The sequence below is a fragment of the Acetobacter cerevisiae genome (assembly GCF_001580535.1).
In the GTDB taxonomy this organism is placed as follows: Bacteria; Pseudomonadota; Alphaproteobacteria; order Acetobacterales; family Acetobacteraceae; genus Acetobacter; species Acetobacter cerevisiae.
Genome location: NZ_LHZA01000143.1, coordinates 1 through 19,685 on the forward strand (window position 1 = coordinate 1; position 19,685 = coordinate 19,685).

Here is a 19,685-nt window from a genome sequence, read left to right on the forward strand (position 1 = left end):
CCGGCACAAAACCGTTACAAGTCCAGGGCAGCGAGCCCGACCCACAAGGCGGCATCATCCACCACAGCCAGCTTGAGGGCCAGATGGCCGATGGGTCGATGGGCAGGGGAAAGCTCACGCACCACGCCAATCAGCACCGGCAGGGCGCTGACCGCCATGCACAGCCCGACAGACATGGCCCCGATCAGCGGGGTTGTGTGCGGGGGCGTCCAGCCACGTAGGGGCAGGAAGAAATAATAGACCAGCACGGAGCCAATCACGAAAGGTCCGGCCAGCGCCACTAATGCCCCGGCCAGCAAGCGGCCGAGAGACGGAGAGGGCAGAGGGTCATTCTGATCTTTTTCTGGCGTCTGCCACATTTCCAGCCCGGCAGTGAAGGCGAGAATAAGCACCGCCACCCAGCCGATGGAATTCCCGTAAAAGGACGGAATACCGAGTTCCTGCACAGGCGCGTGGGTAACAGCGAAAAGAATACCAACAAGAATCGGGATGACGGCAATAGGAATAGCTTTGTTAATCAGGCGCCAGAATCCCCATGGCACCAGAACAAATATAAGCACATCAGCAACAAGCGCTAAGATTTTCGGCATGCGTTGATCCTGCCTTTCTTTTTAGTTATTAGCTTTATTATATGAGAACAGATGGAAAGTGAAACAATATTGAAAAAAGTTAATAAATTGATATAAAGCTCTATCAGTTCTGATCTCACAGGTTCTTTTTGTGGTCTGGTATTTTCGGATATCACCGCGATACCCGGTTTTGCTGGAGTTTATGGTTTGTGAGCAGAGAGTGTATTAAAAAAGATGTTATAATTTGGAAAAAGATCTTGCTGGTTTTGCAAGAGGCCAGCCTTCGTGAGGTGGTTTGAACCAGAGCCATTTGGCTGCTAGTCTCAGTCGGATATCAGTATTCCCAAAAGGTTTTTCTGTTTTTTGAGAAATGATGCGTAGGGTTGATCTATTGTGCCAGATAAAAATTCTGAAAAGACAAGTAGAGCGCCAGAGCGTCTTCTGACTTATGATGCCCCTCTTCTGCTGGAAGAGGACAAGCCGACCCGATTAGGAAAACTAAAAACCCGCGTAAAAGCTGTTGGGCAGAAGGTTGGGGCAGTCCGCCAGACTGTGGTGAACAAATATAAGCCCAGGGCAGCCTCTTCCAAAGTCTTCCTGAAAAAATATAAGCCTTATCTTGATAAAGCGGTTCTGATGGTCGCCGTGGCAGCAGCCAGCGAAGTTCTGAATGACCGCGAGAAAATGGAAGCCGTTTACCGCTGGGTGCTGAAACTGGTGCCCTCATCCATTCGGCTTTTTCTGCCAGAAAAGCTTCTTTTTAATGCCATCTGGTTTGTCAAAGATGACCTGATTAAGAAATTCTATGACTACCGAGAAAGACTAGCCTCTTCTGGCGAGAGTAAAGAAGAAATACAGCGCCTGACGGATGAGGCCGATCAGTCTATTAAGGATATGGATCAGGCCAAGACCGAGGAGCAGCCACCACGCGAGGCGTCTGCGGAACACTAAGTCTGTGTTGGATTTACGATTCAGTAAATCTGGCAATTTCAGAGGTTATACCCGGAAAACAGGCTGTTGGTGTCCGCGACGGGATTCGAACCCATGGCCCCAGGATTCATCCCACTTCGGTTTTCACCGCCACCCGGTTTTGCTCCCTTTAAAAGGGGCCGGGTGTTCGTGGTCTGGACTGTCCCTTTGCCTTAAGCCGTTTCCGGCCCGTAGGCACCGCCCGTCCAGTCTCTACACCTTCCGGCCCTGTTGCCAGAGCGCGGCTTGGCTCGGGATCGGCACGGCAAAAGCTTGCCAGAGCGTTCCCCGAATTTGAGCGGATACACCATGGGGTTTCCCGTCATGGCGCCCAATTACCTTAGGAATCCTGTGCTCTATCCTGCTGAGCTACGCGGACACACCCCACTGTCTATACTGAAAGCCCCCAGCAGGAGCAAGGGGAAGGCGGCCTAGCGGCGGGATGCCAGAACGGCCCGTGCCGCCAGCCCTGCCACAAAGCGTTTGCAAAGCAGAGCATCTGGCGCGCCGGTCTGTTTGCAGGAGAGTTCCAGCGCCTGCGTTTCCTGCACGGCCTTGGTCAAGGCGGGCAGTGGCCAGAGCTCCACGGCCCTGTTAAAGCCGTTGGCGCGTTTGAAAAAGACCGGCGGACGCAATCCCTTGATGGCATCACTCCGGCTGGCACCATCCGCCATGGCGGCGCGCACACGTCGCAGGCGGTGCAGATGGGAGAGAAAGGTGCGGGCAATGGCAATCGGGCTGATGCCCTCGGCGAGTGCGCGTTCAATAGCCAGATCGGCTTCCGTGCGGCGGCCTTCCGTTGCGGCAAAGGCGGCATCTTCCACGGAGACGCTGCCAGCATCCCCAATGCAGACATGCACATCCTCCAGCGAGAGCGTGCCGGTATCGCCCGCATAAAGGGCCAGTTTTTCCACTTCACTGCGGGCAGCGCCCCGGTCGGCTCCAAGCCGGCCTGTCAGCCAGTGCAGAGCATCCTGATCAATGCGCACAGAGTGGCTGGCCAGCATCTGGGTAATGGTGGCTTCCAGCGTGCGGCCTTCTTCCGGGTAGCAGCCAACGCTGGCGCAGTCCGGACGTTTTTCCAGCAGGGCGCGGAGTTTGGAACGCGAGGGCAGGCCCGGGGCTTCCAGCACCACCAGCGTATCGGTGTTTTGCTCCAGCACATGGGTCACAGCTTTAAGCAGGCCGTCTCCGGCATCACGCACGCGTACGGCGCGGCGCCCACCCATCAGGGAAAAGGCCGTGGCTTCTTCTTCCAGTCGGTCGTGCGTTTCCTTGTCCAGCACGGCCACGCGGAACGGATCATCCACTGATCCGGCAATTTGTTTGACGGCATCCTGCGCCCGCTCACGGATCAGCCCGGTATCCTCGCCATGCAGCAGGATGACCCGCCACGCGCCGGGGTCTCGGGTTACGCGCGGCAGATTGCGGGCATCAATCTTCATAAGGCTGTGTCCCGCCCCTGGCCGTTACAGGCCACCGGTCTGGCTGGGGGAACCACGGCCCGTGGCCATATCCGGAATGGCGTCATCCCCTTCCTGCTCCATGGGTGCATCCTTTTCAGAATTCGGGATGGCGTTGGGCATGGGGTAGAACGCTTTGGGGCCCTGCGAGCGCTTCTGTGCTGGCGTGGCCTGCGTACGGAACCACGTGGCCACCTGCTGCGTGACCTGATCCGCCAGCGTTTTTGCCACGCGGCCTGTCGCCGTCTCGTTGTTCAGAGTCTGAGCAAAATACTGTTCGTATGTCGCAGTATACCCATCCAGCGCTGTGGCATCCCCCTGCGCCAGAAATTTGGGATACTGTTCGACGGTGTAAAGCGTCCAGTGCGCATGGCCATTCATACGCACACGGCCAGAAGTGTTGTCCGAGTGGATATCAAGAGATTCTGAGCTGACGGAAGGCTGGACAACCAGTGTGTAACCATCCGGGTCTTCCGGCCCGTCACCTGCCATATTCTGTTGCAGGGCAAGACGCACCTGCTGGCCTACCCGTTCAGGGATATTGGCAACGTAGACGCGTTTGAGTTCCGCGTTGATCTGCGGCGCATCCTCGCGCTCGCCATACAGCGGCTGAAAGCCACACCCGCCCAGCGCAAGAGGAGCCCCCAGCAGCAGAACTGCCAGAGAGCCATTCAGAAGAGTCTGCGTGAAGCGGGGTCTGGACATCAGCCTGCCGTTACAAAGTTGACGATACGGTTGGGCACGTGAATGCGTTTGACAATCCGCTTGCCTTCCAGCAGCCGCGCCACATTGGGTTCGGCCTCTGCACGGGCAATCACGGTCGCACTGTCTTCATCCGGTGCCGCATCAATCTTACCGCGCAGCTTACCCATAATCTGCACCGCCAGCGTGACCTGTGTTGCGGCCAGCAGGCTGGGGTCGGCTTCCGGCCAGGGCAGTTCCACCACCATGGTCTTACCCGGCTCCAGCTGCGCAAACATCTCTTCCGCCAGATGCGGCATCATGGGGGCGCACAGCTGGCAGAGGGCGCGGGCGGTTTCACGCCGGGCGAACGCCATACCGGGGAGATCCGGGGTTTTTTCCGCATCCGCCAGAGCGGAGGTCAGCTCATGGATGCGGGCTACGGCCACGTTAATGGTGAAGGTTTCCAGCGCTTCCGTCACGGCCGCAATGGTGCGATGGGTGGCACGGCGCAGAGCATCTGCCTGCGGGGCGATTTCTGCCGGACAGGCGTCCTGCGCCGGCACGGTTTCTGCCACCGTGCGGACAAGACGGAACAGGCGCTGTGCAAAGCGGGCGGCACCGGAAACACCGGCTTCCGTCCATTCCATATCGCGTTCCGGCGGACTGTCAGACAGCACGAACCAGCGGGCGGTGTCTGAGCCAAAGCGTTCAATAATGGCCTCGGGTGAGACCGTGTTCCGCTTGGACTTGGACATTTTTTCCACGCGGCCAACGGTGACGGCTTCCCCGGTGTCGCGTTTGACGGCACCATCCGGGCGGAGGTCCACTTCTTCCGGATACAGCCAGTTCCCGGCTGCATCCTTGTAGCTTTCGTGGCTGACCATGCCCTGTGTGAACAGCCCGGCAAATGGTTCGCTCAGATCCAGATGCCCGGTTTTGCGCATGGCGCGGGTAAAGAAGCGCGCATAGAGCAGATGCAGAATGGCGTGCTCAATCCCGCCAATATACTGGTCCACCGCCAGCCAGCCATCGGCCGCAGCGCGCACGGTCGGGGTGTCGGCATGGGGAGCCGTAAAGCGGGCAAAATACCATGAACTGTCAACAAACGTGTCAAACGTGTCGGTCTCACGCACCGCAGGTTTGCCGCACTTGGGGCAGTCTACATGCTTCCATGTGGGGTGGTGGTCCAGCGGGTTGCCCGGTTTGTCGAACGTGACGTCTTCCGGCAGTTTGACCGGCAGCTGCGCGTCCGGCACGGCCACGGGACCGCAATGGTCACAATGGATCACGGGGATGGGGCAACCCCAATAGCGCTGGCGGGAAACACCCCAGTCCCGCAGACGCCAGTTGACCACGCCTTTGCCCACGCCCAGCTCTTCCAGCCGGGTGATGGCTTCCTTGCGGGCTTCCTCGGTGGTCAGACCATCCAGAAAACCGGAGTTGATCATCGTGCCATCGCCGGTAAAGGTATTTTTGGTGATGGCAAAATCAGCCTGATCTTTGCCCTGCGGCAGGACAACCGGGGTAACCGGCAGGTCGTATTTATGCGCGAAGTCCAGATCGCGCTGGTCCCCGGAGGGGCAGCCGAACAGGGCGCCGGTACCGTAATCCATCAGTACGAAATTGGCGATCCAGATCGGAAAGCTCTTGTCCATGAACGGATGATTGACGCGCAGACCCGTATCAAAGCCACGCTTTTCAGCCGTTTCCACAGCCTCGACCGACGTGCCGAGGCGGCGACATTCTGCAATGAACTCCGCAGCCTCTTTATTGCTCTGGGCAACATAGGCGGCCAGCGGATGGTCCGGTGCGATCGCCAGAAAGGACATGCCGAACAGCGTATCCGGGCGGGTGGTGAAGACCTCAACCGCGTTCAGGTTGCTATCCAGCCCCTGCGGCGGCTGATGCAGAGAGAAGGTGATGTGCGCACCTTCCGAGCGGCCAATCCAGCGTTCCTGCATGACGCGGACGCGGTCCGGCCAGCGGTCCAGCGTTTTCAGGCCGTCCAGCAGGTCTTCCGCAAAATCGGTGATTTTGAGGAACCACTGGGAGAGCTTCTTCTTCTCGATCAGTGCGCCGGAGCGCCAGCCGCGACCGTCCACAACCTGCTCGTTGGCCAGAACGGTCTGGTCAATCGGGTCCCAGTTCACCCAGCTTTCCCGGCGTTCCACCAGACCAGCCTGCAGGAAGTCCAGAAACAGCTTCTGCTGCTTGCCGTAATAATCCGGCAGGCAGGTGGCAATTTCACGGTCCCAGTTCAGGGAGAAGCCAAGGCGCTGGAGGGTGGCGCGCATGGCGGCAATATTTTTGAGTGTCCAGTCCTGCGGGTGCACGCCGCGTTCCCGCGCTGCGTTTTCTGCTGGCAGGCCAAACGCATCCCAGCCCATGGGGTGCAGCACGGCATAGCCGCGGGCGCGTTTGTAACGGGCGACCACATCCCCCAGCGCATAGTTGCGCACATGGCCCATATGGAGCTGGCCGGAGGGGTAGGGGAACATTTCCAGTACGTAGTATTTGGGCTTATCCGCCGGGGGGATGTCCGGCACGGTGAATACACCGGCCTCATCCCACGCCTTCTGCCACCGGGGCTCAACGCTCTGAAAATCGAAGGACGCCCCTGTGGAGGGCTGCGCCGGGGCAGTGGACGTGTTGGCAGGCTGTGTCATGGAACTCGCGCGGGTGAATTTGTAAATCAGGAAAAAACCGGCCCGCAAAGGGGCCGGGAACAGCGAAGAGCCGGGACGTCAGTCGTCCCGGTTGCCGTTATCTGCGCGCAGTTTACGTGCGCGGGAGAGAATGCGGGCCGCAATATCAGACGCCGTATTGGCGGCAGGCGGCGTATCCACCCATTCCGTGCCCTGCTGGACCTGACGGAACACCGTCAGACGCAGCGCATCGGAGCGCAGGCGACGGTCCAGGATGAACGCTGTCATTTTAAAGCGTTCCCCATGGGCTGCGGGCGGAGTGTACCAGTCTGTCAGGATAATGCCGCCTTCCGCATCCGCCGTGGCGACGGGCATGAAGGAGAGCGTATCCAGCGTGGCGCGCCACAGATAGGCGTTAACGCCACCTTTCAGTACATCTTCACCCCCTGATGCGCCCCGGTCTTCATGCAGAAGATGGTTGCGCGGGGCGGTCAGATCACTACTGGTGCGCGGGCCGCTGGAGCAGGCCGGCAGCAGCAGAAGGCCGGAAAGGGCAACGCCAGCCAGCCAGAAAGCAGGCCGTGAGCCGCTGGAGGCAGAACCGGAAGCGGAAGGGCAGGGCATGGGACGACGTGGCATAATGTCGATACGGCTCCTTCGGCGGTGGGGCGCCGATGTTCCCCGGCCTGCCTGATGCGCAGGGTCAGGTCCGGTTCATGGTCGAATGGGTCTTGGTTCTCTTCATATCCTGTCGGGGCAATCCCGCCAAGCGTCTGCTTACGCTCTCTGCGGACAAGGGGCGCAGGGGGACTGCGTCGTCCTGTAGAAAGCCTCCCTTTTTCAGAGCATCCGTCAGCAGTTTCATCAGATCCGGCGGGAGATAAGCGTAACGGGCTTCAATGCGGGATGCGGTCAGAGCCGGCTGGAGCAGGCTGAGGCGCTCGGCATACTCATTCGCTTGTTTATACAGCTCCAGCGCGGAGGCCGCTGCGAGCGCAAGCAGCAAAGACTGTGCGATTCGGGGTGGTAATCAGCAAGAGCGATCTTAACAAGAAATAGAGAAAAATTATTGATTCACAACCAGAATACACGAGAGGCCCTGCTGCCGAAGCTGGGAGCAGATCGGCCCGGTTTGTGTGGCGGACAGGCCCGCCAGCCGTGTCCGCCAGATCTGGCGCCCATTGGTGGTGGGGATCAGCTCAATCCGGTTGACCGCACTTGCCAGCCCACCGGAAGACTGTCTGGCCAGAGCTGCCGCCTGAAGAGCACGTTCCTGCGTGGAGAATGCGCCAATCTGGATCATAGCATTGCCCCCTGTATCCTGTTGCCAGACCGTGGCAGCTGTCGGGGTCGTAGAAGATGCCGGTGTAATTACAGGCGTTGTGAGAGTCTGTCCAGCGGCCTCAGTGCCCGCAGCGGAGGAGACAGCAATATCTCCGTCTGAGGTGTAGGGAGCCGGGGGCGCAAGGTCATCAGCAGGCAGTGGCGGGGCCGTAGCGGTTCCGGCCGGGCTTGCAGCGGGTGTGCTGGCAACCGCCACCGTGGCCGGAGCCGAGGCTGCAACAACGCGATAAGCCGGTGGGCTGGCCGGAACGGCGACCTGCTGCGGTAGGGCTGCACTGGGAGCCGTGGCATACGCCATCTCGGTTGTGGTGGTCATGGCCGGAACCGGATCATTCAGATGCGGGCTGACGGACGCCAGATAGGTCCGCGCGTAGGATGGCAGGCTTGTGCCACGGCTGCGGTGGTTTTCCTCGCATTGCGGGCCGCAGTTATAGGCAGCCACAAAACCCGGAGAGCCGAAGCGGTCATAGAGCTCTCGGATATATCCGCTACCCGCCATGATGTTGTCATGCGGATTGTACGGGTCGGACCCCAGATGGTAGCGTTTGGCCAGCTCTCTGTAAGTGTCAGGCTTGATTTGCATCAGACCGACCGCCCCGTGGATAGAGCGGATGGGGCGACCATGCATATATTGGTGCCCACCGGACTCCTGCTGCATGATGGCGCGAATCCAGGACTGCGGGACGGAAAACCGTGTGGAGGCTTCCTGAATGTAAGGTCCCCACGGGTTAAGAGCCGCACCGGGGGCGCGGTATGTGGAGCGTGTTGGCCCGGCACAGGCAGAGAGAGTTGCCAGCCCGCCAAGAAACAGCGAGCAGAGCGTACGTTTTCTCTTTTGTGCTGTTCCGGGGAGAAGAAAAGTCCGAACCATGCGCGCATGGTGCCTTTCCTGAAAGCCGGATGCAATCACAACCTTGAGCAGGCCTATCATCACGCTTTGACTCCGGGAGGTCGGGCAAAAAAAATCCCCACATAAAGTGGGGATTTTCCTGGGTTCGGGTCAGTGAGTTTTTGACCGCTTATTTGGCCGCACCATCATCCGGCAGCGTGTAGGCAATAATGTAGTCACCCACATCAGGAGAGTGGCTCATGCCGCCGGCAGAGATCACCACATATTCCTTGCCCGTTTTGGGGGAGCGGAAAATGAGGGGGGCTGCCACAGCGCCAACCGGCAGACGCTCACGCCACACTTCCTTACCCGTGCCGGAATCTAGCGCACGTAGATAGTAATCCTGTGTGCCAGCAAAGAAGACCAGCCCGGACGCGGTGGAAGTGGGGCCACCCAGAGTTGGCATGCCCATGGGAACCGGCAGATGGGTTTTGATGCCCATCGGACCCAGATCCTGCGTTGTGCCCATGGGCACCTGCCACAGCAGCTTTTTGGTATGCAGATCAATGGCGCTCATGGTGCCGAAGGGCGGCGTGTTGCAGGGCACCTGCAGCGGAGACTGCAGAATATCAATGCGCACACCAGCATAGGACCCCGCCACCTGCGGGCGCATGGTGCCCATGAAGCCCGGCACTTCGTCGGTTGAGGCTTTATATTTCTTGGCTTCCTCAAGGTTCACCAGAGACATACGCAGGGGCATCCGCATGTCATTCACAAACATGACGCCGCGTGCTTCATCAATGGAGATGCCGCCCCAGTTCATGCCGCCCAGCAGGCTGGGCCATTCGATATAGGGTTTTTCACCCGGCGGCGTGAACGGACCTTCATAAACCGAATCCTTGAACATGATGCGGCAATAAAGCTGGTCAAACGTGCTGACGCCCCACATGGAGCTTTCCGTCAGCGGATCAGCCCCGATGGTGGGCATGCCCACAGAGAACGGCTGGGTGGGAGACAGATGTTCGCCCTGCGCTGAAGGAGAGGTTGCAACGCGGCGTTCCTGAACTTCCGTCACCGGCGTGCCGGTGCGACGGTCCAGAACAAAGATGTGTCCGGTCTTCGTGGTCTGGATCAGTGCCGGGACTTTTTCACCCTGCGCGTTGGTCACATCATACAGAACAGGCTGCGAGGGTAGGTCATAATCCCAGACGTCATGGTGAACTGTCTGGAAAACCCATTTTGTTTTGCCGGTAGAAGCATCCACGGCGACAACAGCAGCGCCGAATTTTTCCTTGGCGACCGTCCGGTCTCCGCCCCAGTAATCCGGCGGTCCGTTGCCGGTGGGCAGATAGACGAGATTCAGCTCTTTATCGTAGGTCGGGATGGTCCACACATTGGGGGTTTCCAGAGTGTAGGTCTGATCGTCCGCAGGTGCGCCCGTGTTGTCCGGGTCACCAACATCCCAGGCCCAGGCCAGAGCGCCGGTCCGCACATCATAAGCCCGCACAACGCCGGAGGGTTCGCCGTGAACAATGTCACGCACCCAGCCGCCGATAACGGCAACGTGGCCCATAACAACCGGGGTGGAGGTGGGGTGGTAGCGTTTACCCGCTGCAGTCGGGCCCATCTGTTTCTTTAGGTCTACAACGCCGTTTTCACCAAAGCCGGAGCATTCCGCACCGGTGTGGGCATCCAGCGCAATAAAGCGGGCATCCACGGTAGAGACCAGAATACGCTGATGACACATGGGGGCCGCATCATCCGCTGCTTTTTCCTCAGCGGTCAGGCTGGCGTCTTTTGTAGCATCGTAATAGCCAACGCCACGGCATGTAACATGTTCAGCAGAGTGTGCCTTGGGGTCAAACTTCCACAGCTCTTTCCCGGTGTCGGCTTCCAGAGCCGTAATCAGGTTTTCTGGCGTGCAGGAATACAGCACGTTGCCAATCTGCTGGGGGGTGTTTTCATCAACCCCTGCACCGGGACCATGCGTTCTTCTGCCCGTATGATAAACCCACGCAACTTTCAGCTTGCTGACATTGTCTGGCGTGATCTGGGTGTAGGGTGCGTAACGCGTACCCTGAGCATTACGCCCAAAGAATTCCCAGTCCTCTGGTGCATCGGTTTTGCCTGCCTGAGCGACCTGCGGGTTGGCTGATGCTGCATCGGGGTTGCTGATCTGCCCGTGCGGGAAGAAGGCCTCTGCCAGCGTTACCAGCAAACAGCCGACAATGCCAAGACCACCAAAAACGCTGCCCCGCCGGATGGGGGAGGACGTTGCGGGGAATGTCGCGACGGCCCACAGGCTGAGGGTGAAGAGAATGGCAGGCACAACCAGACGCGGCAAAAGGGCCCAGTAGCCAATTTCCGGCGTGTCACACAGCGCCCATACAAAGGTGGCGGCAAAAACAACGGCCGACACAACCAGAGTATAAGGATGTTTCAGAAAAACCAGAACGGCCAGGGCACAATAGGCAAGGCCCGCCAGAAGGTAATACGCTGAGCCGCCGAGCATCAGAAGCTTTATGCCACCGTAAGCAAGCGCCAGACCAGCAGCAAGGCTGATGACAGAAAAGACGGCACGATAAATGCCACCTAGCGGAGAATGGTGATCTGCGGGTTGACCGTCACCCATGCTGTCACTCCAGTATTGAAATCGTCCTGACAGCAGGGTGCCAGGCCGAGGTTACGACTAAATCCAGATATACTGGCTTATGATAAGAGCTTTTCTCTGTGCACTATGGGCTGTGGAAAGAGTCCTTCATCATTGTTTCCAGAGGAGCGGAAAATGCTCTGTGTCCAATATGTCTGATTCTGTCAAGAAGGTCTTTGGGGAAAACCCACCGAAAAACGGTGAATTTTTATAAAATTTTTCCTAGCACAAGGTCATTCGCCCTGAGAGTAGCTTTTTTGTGAAATGGCAGGTTCTTTTCTGCTCATTCTCCTTAGTGCTGGACAGGAGGCATTTCCGCCCTATTTCGGGGGTAACGTTCCGGTGAGAAGCCTCGCTCCTTTTCGTTATGCTCTTTCCAGATAGATAGCATTTCTGGTTCAGTAGAAAATAACATAAGTCATTGATAAAATTATAATTTGCATGAGAAATTCAATAGAGCCGAACGCTATATGCACGTTATATCCATATGGAAAAAAATATGGAAAATCCCTCTTTCATATATTGGACATTGGATGAATTTCAGCGCCTTAAAGGATTCATGCATAGCAACAGTCAAACGCGATGTTTTCAAGGGTGTCTCTCAGGTCATTCTTGATGCGTCTCTTTTGCTCTCTAAGGAAGATTTGGAAATAACAGTACGGTATTCTTGTTTATAATATCTTACGTTTTCTATTTCCATTTTGATATGAACCGATGTTCCGTCGGATCTTTTTGAATGCGTGCGCATAATCATATATAAATAAAAAACCAAAACTCCAGATAAATTACTTAATAGTTAGATTCTATATTTATTAAACATAACGTTTTTGTGTTTTATATACTGTTATTTTCCCAAATCATTTCAGAAAAAACATGCTATCGCATTTTGCCGCCTTTCTGGTGAGAGGCGGCATTCTTGGCGGAAGGCGGGCCCTGATGTGTCAGGGCCCGTTTTAAAAAAATGTTGGGTGACCTCTCCAGCTTTCCACGCTTTAACCGGGCACTTTCTGGCCAGAGTGCTAAAACTTATCCATGGTCAGATGATGTATCGCAAACGCTGCAACAGGTTTCCTGTATTCAAACCGTTTTCTGCTTTACGGGGAGTAACGCTTGCAGGAAGCCTGCTAATCACTTTCTCTTCCGGTGTCGCGCACGCTGAAGACGCCAGCGTCTTATCGTCTCCGACCAAAAAAACCGTTTATGTTAATGTGCTTTCCGGAACACCATCCCAGGATGATTTGTCTCAGCCGGATGCTCGTGTGCTTGTGCGGCCTAAGAACTCTCCGCTTCCGGTAAGTGGTGTGCCGGTTGCCCCCTGGCCCGGTCTGGCGACGATGGATGTTCCCAGTGTGGATGAATATCAAAGTGCCAGGACCTTTCATAAACTGGAGCTGGATGATCTGACGGGCAAAGAAGGGCCATCCTGGCTGCTTCCCTCAGAAGTGGATGCTCAGCGCCGCACGGATATGGATGACCCGTATTATGTCCCCACCGCAGGGAGCGGGCATCTGGTTCCGCAAATCATGCCATTCCGTGAAAGGCTTCAGAAAAAAGGCTTTGTTTTCTCTTTTACGTATAAAGGGGAAGCTATGGCCAATATCCATGGTGGCATGCAGCGTGGCATGGATTATGTGCATGAGCTGACCCTGCAAATGAACTTTGATCTGGGGAAACTGGCGGGCTTGAACGGGTGGTCTATCCATACCCTGCTCATGAACCGTGCGGGGCGAGAGGTATCGCATGACCGGGTTGGGGATTATTATGTAAATCTTATGGAAGTTTACGGACTTTCCGGGCACGTCGTGGCCCATTTGGTCGATTTTTATGCGGAAAAGAAGTTTCTCCAGAACCGTATGGATATCACGTTTGGCCGCATGTCTCTGACGCATGTTTTTGCAACATCCCCTCTTATCTGCTCTTTTATGGTGACATGCTCGGCACCCGTAGCTCTGAAAGTCGATCCGGGATTTGCCGTTTACCCAAAAGCGACATGGGGTAGCCGTGTGCGCTTTCGTCCCACGCGCGATACCATGGTGCAACTGGGCGCTTATCAGGTCAGCCCGCTTGCCAATAACCCCAGCGGGTGGGCATGGGGGAGTGAAAATACCACAGGCCTGATGTTGCCAATAGAGTTTACATGGCAACCCTTCCTGACGCGAAACCGCCTGCCAGGACATTATGTTTTTGGTTATGCACATGATACGTCGCGCTACCCGGATGTTATGGGAACACCTCCGGCCAATAAGGTTGTCGCTGCGGGCCGCCTGCACAGTGCGCCAATGGATATGTTCTGGTTTGAGGGGGATCAGATGATTTATCGTAAAGGGGGCCGTAATCAGATGGCCGGTGGCTACCTCATGGCGGGGTATATTCATAACACGCCGCGTGTTTCCTCCATCTCTGATGAAGCCTATGGAGGCCTGTCCTTTAATGGTGTCATTCCGGGTCGCCTGACTGACAGGCTGGGAATTTTATATTCCTGGTATCATGTCAGCCATCGGAAAGAACTGGGGCAGATGTATGCGCAGGATGCCGGTCTTTCTCTGGGCGCTCAGGTTCTGGCACCGCAGACGGACTCTCACGTTATTGAAGCCTATTACGCAATCGACGTCGTTCCCGGTGTGCTGGTTCAGCCTGAATTTCAGTATATGATTCGTCCGGGCGAAACCTCTCGCAGACCAGATGCCGCACTGGTTGGATTGAAAGTAATTGCCAACCTGTAAGGATTGTTCGTTAACGCCCCGCTTTTTTCTGCACGATATGCGCGCCCAGAGATTCCAGCGCTTCCTTTAACGGGCTGTCTTCCATTTCCGGCAGATGGCACGGGCGCGTGGCGGCCTTGGGCGTGCGGCGGGCGGTAATGCGTTGTCCGGCTGCCGGGTCCTGCACAAAACGCAGCCGCGCCACCAAGGCCTGCCCGCACCACGTATTGATGCGCGCAATCAGGGCATCGCTCAGATGCTGGAGTTCCATGGCGACTGGTCCGGCACATGCAATGCTCAGAGTGCCTGCAGATAATTTGCGGGGCGTTGTGACGGCAGCATGAGCCGGGCCCACAATATCAGCCCAGTCTGTAAAGAGCTGCACGCCTGCCGGGGAGCGTTTCTTGAAAGCCGGGGCCGTAACATTGGGCAGCAATGCGGCCAGACTGCGGGCCGTCATGGCCCGGCGTGGCGGCGGGGGCGGTGTTTGCGCTTTTTTGGTGGTGGCAGTTTTGCGCCCTGTTGTCTTGCCGGAGGGACTCTCCTTCGTCATAACACTCTCCGTGAAAAAGCCATCCGCCCGATCCCTGCTCGACTGGTATGACAGACATCGCCGCACTCTGCCATGGCGCGCCGAAGTCGATCAGCATGCTGATCCATACCATGTCTGGCTGAGCGAGATCATGCTTCAGCAGACAACGGTCAAGGCTGTTGGTCCGTATTACCATCGTTTTCTGGAAAAATTCCCCACCGTGCAGGATCTGGCGGCGGCGGACCGGGATGCTGTGCTCTCCGCATGGGCCGGGCTGGGCTATTATTCCCGTGCCAGAAACCTGCATGCCTGCGCGCAGCAGGTTGTAGCTCTCGGCGGCTTTCCGCAGGATGTCGCCGGCCTGCGCGCTCTGCCGGGGGTAGGGGCTTATACAGCGGCGGCGGTGGCGGCCATTGCGTTTGGCGTGCCGGTGGTGCCGGTGGATGGCAATGTGGAGCGTATTACGTCCCGTCTGTTTGCGGTGGAAGAGCCGCTACCGGCCGCCCGCAAAACACTGGCGAAGCTGGCTGAAGGGCTGAATGCGGACCGGCAGGCACAGGCACGTCCTTCCGATTTTGCTCAGGCGTTGTTTGATCTGGGGGCGTCCCTGTGCTCGCCGCGTTCTCCGGCCTGTGCTCTGTGCCCATGGCGGGAGAGTTGTGCCGCGCAAAAAGCCGGCATTGCCGCTACCCTGCCGCGTAAGGCTCCCAAGGTGGCGCGGCCCGTGCGCTATGGCGCGCATTTTCTGGCAGTAGATGCGGCGGAGCAGGTCTTGTTGCGGAAAAGGCCGGAAACCGGGCTACTGGCAGCCATGACGGAACTTCCCGGCACGGAGTGGCGTTCGGAGCCCTGGTCAGAGGCCGGGGCTCTGGAACAGGCGCCCTGCAAAGCCTCCTGGCAGGCTTGTGGCGCGGTGCGGCATGTGTTTACGCATTTTACGCTTGAGGTCACAGTTTACGCTGCGCGTGTGCAGCATTTTTCCAATCAGGCCGTGCAGTCGGGTTTTCTGGCGCCGGTTGGTAGTGTGGCCGGGCTTTCATTACCCTCCGTCATGCTCAAATGCATAAAACTGGGGCTTAAAGCTCTGTAAGAGGTTTCATGGTCTTCCACCACATTCCCTCCCGTAAACAGCCCAACGGCAAAGCGCGGCATGAAGGCCGTCCGGGTATTCTGCTGCTCAATCTGGGCACGCCAGATGATACGGGGTATCGGGCCGTGCGGCGGTATCTGTCCGAATTCCTCTCTGACCGACGGGTGATTGAAGGCTCTCCGGTGCTCTGGCAGCCCATCCTGCAAGGTGTGGTGCTGACCGTCCGCCCCGGCAAAAGCGGCAAAGCCTACGAGCGTATCTGGGACAAAGAGAAGAATGAAAGCCCGCTGCGGGGTTACACGCGCGGGCAGGCAGAGGGGCTGCACGCCCGGTTTGCGGCTGATAATGTGCCGGTCGCCTGGGCCATGCGCTACGGCACGCCGTCCGTTGAGGCTGGAGTGCGTGAACTGCTGGAACATGGGTGTGACCGTATTCTGGCGGTGCCGCTCTATCCGCAATACAGCGCGACCACCACCGCGACCGCGAATGACCAGCTTTTCCGTTTTCTGATGACGTTGCGCAATCAGCCTGCCATCCGCACGCTGCCAGCGTTCCCGGATGATCCGACTTATATCGAGGCTTTGGCCAGTTCCGTCCGTAAGACAATGGCCACACTGGATACGCCGCCGCAAATGCTGGTGGCCTCGTTCCACGGTCTGCCTCAGGAGTATGTGGATAAGGGGGATTCCTACCTTGCGGACTGCCAGCGCACCGTAAAAGCTCTGCGTGAGGCGTTGGGGATGGATGAAGCAACGTTGCCGCTCACCTTTCAGTCCCGCTTTGGCCCCACCAAATGGCTGGAGCCCTATACCGCGCCGTTTATTGCAGGGCTGCCCGAAAAAGACGTGAAGCGCATTGCCGTCATCACGCCCGGCTTCATGACCGACTGTATTGAAACGCTGGATGAAATTGGCAACGAGGTCTGTGAAGACTTCATCAAGGCAGGTGGGGAGGAATTCACCCTGATCCCCTGCCTGAATGACAGCGTGGAAGCCATTGACGTGCTGGAACAGCTCACCCGGCAGGAACTGGCGGGCTGGTTATAAGGCGCTCCTGAACACCTCGTCGGGGCAGTAAGACACTCTTACAGGGTCTGACGCGGCGGCTTGATAACGGGCCGGTCTGTTTTCACAGGATACAGGCACGGCTCACTGGCGGCACAGCGCCAGCATTCCGGCTTGCGGGCTTTGCACACGTAGCGGCCCTGCAGGATCATCCAGTGGTGGGAATCGCGGATCATCTCTTTGGGGATGCGCCGTTCGAGTGCTGCTTCCACCGCTTCCACTGTCTTGCCGCGCCCTAGTCCCGTGCGGTTGGCGAGCCGGAAAACATGCGTATCCACCGGCACGGTCGGCTGATGGAAGGCGACATTCAGCACCACATTGGCAGTTTTGCGGCCCACGCCGGCCAGCGCTTCCAGCTCTTCCCGCGTGCCGGGAACCTCGCCTTTGTGGCGTTCCAGAAGCTGGCGAGAGAGTTCCACCACATTTTTCGCCTTGTTGCGCCACAGGCCGATCGTGCGGATCAGTTCACCCACGCCATCTTCCCCCAGCGCCACCATGGCTGCCGGATTGGGAGCTGCGGCAAACAGGGCCGGGGTCACGCGGTTGACGGAGGCATCGGTTGCCTGTGCGGAGAGCACCACCGCAATCAGCAGCGTGAACGGCGTGCTGTAATGCAGTTCCGTTTCTGCATCCGGCCAGGCGCGCTCAAGGCCTGTCAGAAACTGCACAATTTCTGGCCGCGTCATGTCCCGCGGAGCTGTGACCTTGCTATCTGCGGCGGTGGGGGCAACAGCCTTTGCGGCCTTTGCTGTCTTGCGTCCGGCAGCGGAGGATTTGGGAAGGTGAGCCTCTGCTTCGGCAGGGGTGCGTGTCTGTCTGGCCATGTGCAAACTCTACCGCGTGCGGGGCGTTGGCGTCTATCTCCGGTTGGCCAGAACAAAGCGGCGGTCAGTGCCGGAATGTTTGCTAAATACGAGGCCGCACGATACAGACACAGAACCAGACCTCAGCCGAGGTTCGCTGTTTTCTCCCTTTTTTCGGATTGTTCTGATGAGTACCTCCTCTTCCGATACGGGTCGTGCCGTACGGGGGCCAAACCTGTTTGTCGATGTTCTGAAGTTTGTCATGCAGCGGTGGATGGAATTCCCCCGCCCGCTGATAGTCACAGTCGCCGGGGTCATGTTTGCAACCCTGCTGGATGTGCTGATGCCAGTTCTGGCTGGCCGTCTGGTGACCGATGTTGCGCAGCCCGCAGCTGAGTCCAACCTGATCCGCGACGCTTTGTGGATGCTGGCTGGTATGGCCGCCTGTGGCGTGGGCAACGTTCTGGGCAAGCGTGCAGCGTATCTGGGCATTACGCATCTAAGCACGCAGGTCATGCAGAAAATTGTCGGGCAGGCCTTTGCGCATGTGCAGCGCCTCTCCACGGACTGGCATGCCAACACCTTCGCCGGTTCCACCGTACGGCGGCTGACGCGCGGCATGTGGGCTGTGGACATGCTGGATGACACACTGCTGCTGATGCTCATCCCGGAAGCCTGTCTGCTGGTGCTGACCACACTGGTGCTGGCATGGCACTGGCTTCTTATGGGTGTGCTGCTGGGTGTGCTGTCGGCAGTGTTTATCACCTGCTCGTGCCTGCTCACACTGCGGTATGTGGCGCCCTCGGCCCGTCAGGCCAACCAGTGGGACAGCAAGATGGGCGCCGCTTTGGCGGATTCCATCACCTGCAACGCCGTGGTGAAAGCCTTTGGCGCGGAGGAGCGGGAAGAAGCCCGGCTGATGCAGGTTGTATCTGAATGGAAGAAGCAGACCTGCCACACATGGACGCGCGGCACCAACAGCGCCAGCATTCAGAACCTGATGGTCACGGCCATGCGCGTTATCCTGTCCGGTGCGGCTGTCTGGCTGTGGCTGGACGGCAAGGCGGGGCCGGGGGATCTGGCCTATGTGCTGACCATGACGTTTCTGGTGCAGGGCTATCTGCGGGATATTGGCCAGCAGGTGTCTGTGGTGCAGCGCTCTGTGAATGAAATGGAAGAACTGATTGAGCTGTGGCGGACTGAACCTGGCGTGAAAGACCTGCCCGTTGTGCAGCCTTTTACTATTCGGGAAGGGGAAATCCGGTTCGAGCATGTGTCCTTTCAGTATCCCGGTCAGACACGGCCCATATTTACAGATCTCAGCCTGACGATTGCGCCCGGTAGCCGCGTAGGGCTGGTCGGGCCGTCCGGTTCCGGGAAGTCGACCTTTACCAAGCTGTTGCAGCGGCTTTATCCGCTGAATGGCGGTCAGATTCTGATTGATGGCGTGGATATCGCCACGGTGAGTCAGTCTCGCTTGCGGTCGCAAATTGCCATTGTGCAGCAGGAACCCACCCTGTTCCATCGCAGTCTGGCGGACAATATTGCTTATGGTCGCCCGGACGCCACGCAGGCGGAAATTGAAGAAGCCGCCCGTCTGGCCAATGCGTCAGATTTTATTGCGCGCCTGCCTGATGGGTATCAGACGCTGGTAGGGGAACGGGGTGTGAAGCTCTCTGGCGGTGAGCGCCAGCGTGTTGCCATTGCCCGCGCCTTTCTGGCCGATAACCCCATTCTGGTGCTGGATGAAGCCACGGCCAGCCTTGATTCAGAATCTGAATCTCTGGTGCAGGACGCCATGCAGCGGTTGATGGAAGGCCGCACGGTGATTGTGATTGCGCATCGTCTGGCCACGGTGGTGGATCTGGACCGCATTCTGGTGTTTGAACGTGGGCAGGTAGTGGAAGACGCGCCCCACGCGGAACTGGTGCAGAAGCCGGATGGCCTTTATCGCAGGCTCTATAATCTTCAGTCTTTGTAACAGAAACTTTCCGGGGCAAGGGGCGTTGTCTCCTCGCTCTGGTCTGCCTCGCTTAAGAGCAGGGAAGGTGCGGCCTTGTGGTGGCACTCTGTTGCAGGATCACCACACCTCCTGAATAATACGAGATAACCCGCCCCAACCCTAATTGCACATCAATAAGAGTGTTATAAATAAACACGCAATATATGTGTTTATTAAACATGTGCTTGGGAGCGTTCTGCTGTGCGCAAAGGTTTTTCGTCAGAGACTATCATTCGGGTCCGTTCAGCACAGGGGCGCGTACCGGTTTGTGGTCGTGGTTTTTCCTCTGCTCTGCTGGCTGCCACCCTGTTGTCCGGTTTTGCCGGAGGAGAGGCTTTT

The 19,685-nt window shown here is 57.8% G+C and carries 14 protein-coding genes and 1 pseudogene; 5 read left to right on the forward strand and 10 right to left on the reverse strand.

The window, feature by feature from the left end:
- Positions 1-23 precede the first annotated feature (23 nt).
- A pseudogene (locus AD928_RS07500) lies at positions 24-590 on the reverse strand (cation:proton antiporter domain-containing protein); the annotation flags it as partial.
- A 372-nt stretch (positions 591-962) separates the two neighbouring features.
- Here AD928_RS07500 and AD928_RS07505 point away from each other — a divergent pair.
- Positions 963-1,520 (forward strand): hypothetical protein, encoded by a 558-nt coding sequence (locus tag AD928_RS07505; protein ID WP_062249521.1) that lies wholly within the window; start codon positions 963-965, stop codon positions 1,518-1,520.
- Between the two features lie 449 nt (positions 1,521-1,969).
- On the opposite strand, the gene holA is transcribed toward AD928_RS07505, so the two are convergent.
- The 7 genes from holA to AD928_RS07540 all read right to left on the reverse strand — a co-directional run bounded on the left by holA (position 1,970) and on the right by AD928_RS07540 (position 11,135).
- A complete protein-coding gene (gene holA / locus AD928_RS07510; RefSeq protein WP_062249523.1) occupies positions 1,970-2,983 on the reverse strand; it encodes a DNA polymerase III subunit delta in 1,014 nt (337 codons plus the stop codon).
- Between the two features lie 24 nt (positions 2,984-3,007).
- Positions 3,008-3,706, reverse strand: a complete 699-nt coding sequence (gene lptE, locus AD928_RS07515) for an LPS assembly lipoprotein LptE (protein WP_062249525.1) — start codon at positions 3,704-3,706, stop codon at positions 3,008-3,010.
- Complete coding sequence (gene leuS, locus AD928_RS07520) at positions 3,706-6,351, reverse strand: leucine--tRNA ligase (protein WP_062249569.1); 2,646 nt, start codon at positions 6,349-6,351, stop codon at positions 3,706-3,708. Before leuS ends, lptE begins: the two co-directional genes overlap by 1 nt.
- Positions 6,352-6,429: 78 nt before the next feature.
- On the reverse strand, positions 6,430-6,969 hold the full coding sequence (locus AD928_RS07525; protein ID WP_052403647.1) for a DUF3576 domain-containing protein: 540 nt from the start codon (positions 6,967-6,969) through the stop codon (positions 6,430-6,432).
- 64 nt (positions 6,970-7,033) lie between these two features.
- Positions 7,034-7,336, reverse strand: a complete 303-nt coding sequence (locus tag AD928_RS07530) for a hypothetical protein (protein WP_062249527.1) — start codon at positions 7,334-7,336, stop codon at positions 7,034-7,036.
- A 60-nt stretch (positions 7,337-7,396) separates the two neighbouring features.
- Positions 7,397-8,605 carry a lytic transglycosylase domain-containing protein gene (locus AD928_RS07535; RefSeq protein ID WP_233420002.1) on the reverse strand — a complete coding sequence of 403 codons (1,209 nt, stop codon included), beginning with the start codon at positions 8,603-8,605 and terminating at the stop codon, positions 7,397-7,399.
- A gap of 88 nt (positions 8,606-8,693) precedes the next feature.
- Positions 8,694-11,135 (reverse strand): membrane-bound PQQ-dependent dehydrogenase, glucose/quinate/shikimate family, encoded by a 2,442-nt coding sequence (locus AD928_RS07540; RefSeq protein ID WP_062249529.1) that lies wholly within the window; start codon positions 11,133-11,135, stop codon positions 8,694-8,696.
- Positions 11,136-12,193: 1,058 nt separating this feature from the next.
- Here AD928_RS07540 and AD928_RS07545 point away from each other — a divergent pair.
- Positions 12,194-13,876: a carbohydrate porin gene (locus tag AD928_RS07545; protein ID WP_373320591.1), complete on the forward strand. Its 1,683-nt coding sequence runs from the start codon at positions 12,194-12,196 to the stop codon at positions 13,874-13,876.
- Positions 13,877-13,886: 10 nt separating this feature from the next.
- Here AD928_RS07545 and AD928_RS07550 read toward each other — a convergent pair whose 3' ends face one another.
- Complete coding sequence (locus tag AD928_RS07550; protein WP_082779805.1) at positions 13,887-14,408, reverse strand: DUF721 domain-containing protein; 522 nt, start codon at positions 14,406-14,408, stop codon at positions 13,887-13,889.
- Between the two features lie 10 nt (positions 14,409-14,418).
- Here AD928_RS07550 and mutY point away from each other — a divergent pair, with 10 nt between their 5' ends.
- Positions 14,419-15,477, forward strand: coding sequence for an A/G-specific adenine glycosylase (mutY, locus tag AD928_RS07555; RefSeq protein WP_062249530.1), 1,059 nt, complete (start codon positions 14,419-14,421; stop codon positions 15,475-15,477).
- 8 nt (positions 15,478-15,485) lie between these two features.
- The gene (hemH, locus tag AD928_RS07560) at positions 15,486-16,523 is read left to right on the forward strand and encodes a ferrochelatase (protein WP_062249532.1); all 1,038 of its coding nucleotides are present in this window, start codon (positions 15,486-15,488) and stop codon (positions 16,521-16,523) included.
- Between the two features lie 38 nt (positions 16,524-16,561).
- Here the strand turns inward: hemH and nth are convergent, their stop codons facing one another.
- A complete protein-coding gene (gene nth / locus AD928_RS07565) occupies positions 16,562-17,227 on the reverse strand; it encodes an endonuclease III (protein WP_233420003.1) in 666 nt (221 codons plus the stop codon).
- 304 nt (positions 17,228-17,531) lie between these two features.
- Between nth and AD928_RS07570 the strand changes: the two genes are divergently transcribed.
- Positions 17,532-19,325, forward strand: coding sequence for an ABC transporter ATP-binding protein (locus tag AD928_RS07570; protein WP_062249575.1), 1,794 nt, complete (start codon positions 17,532-17,534; stop codon positions 19,323-19,325).
- The last annotated feature ends 360 nt before the right edge of the window (positions 19,326-19,685 follow it).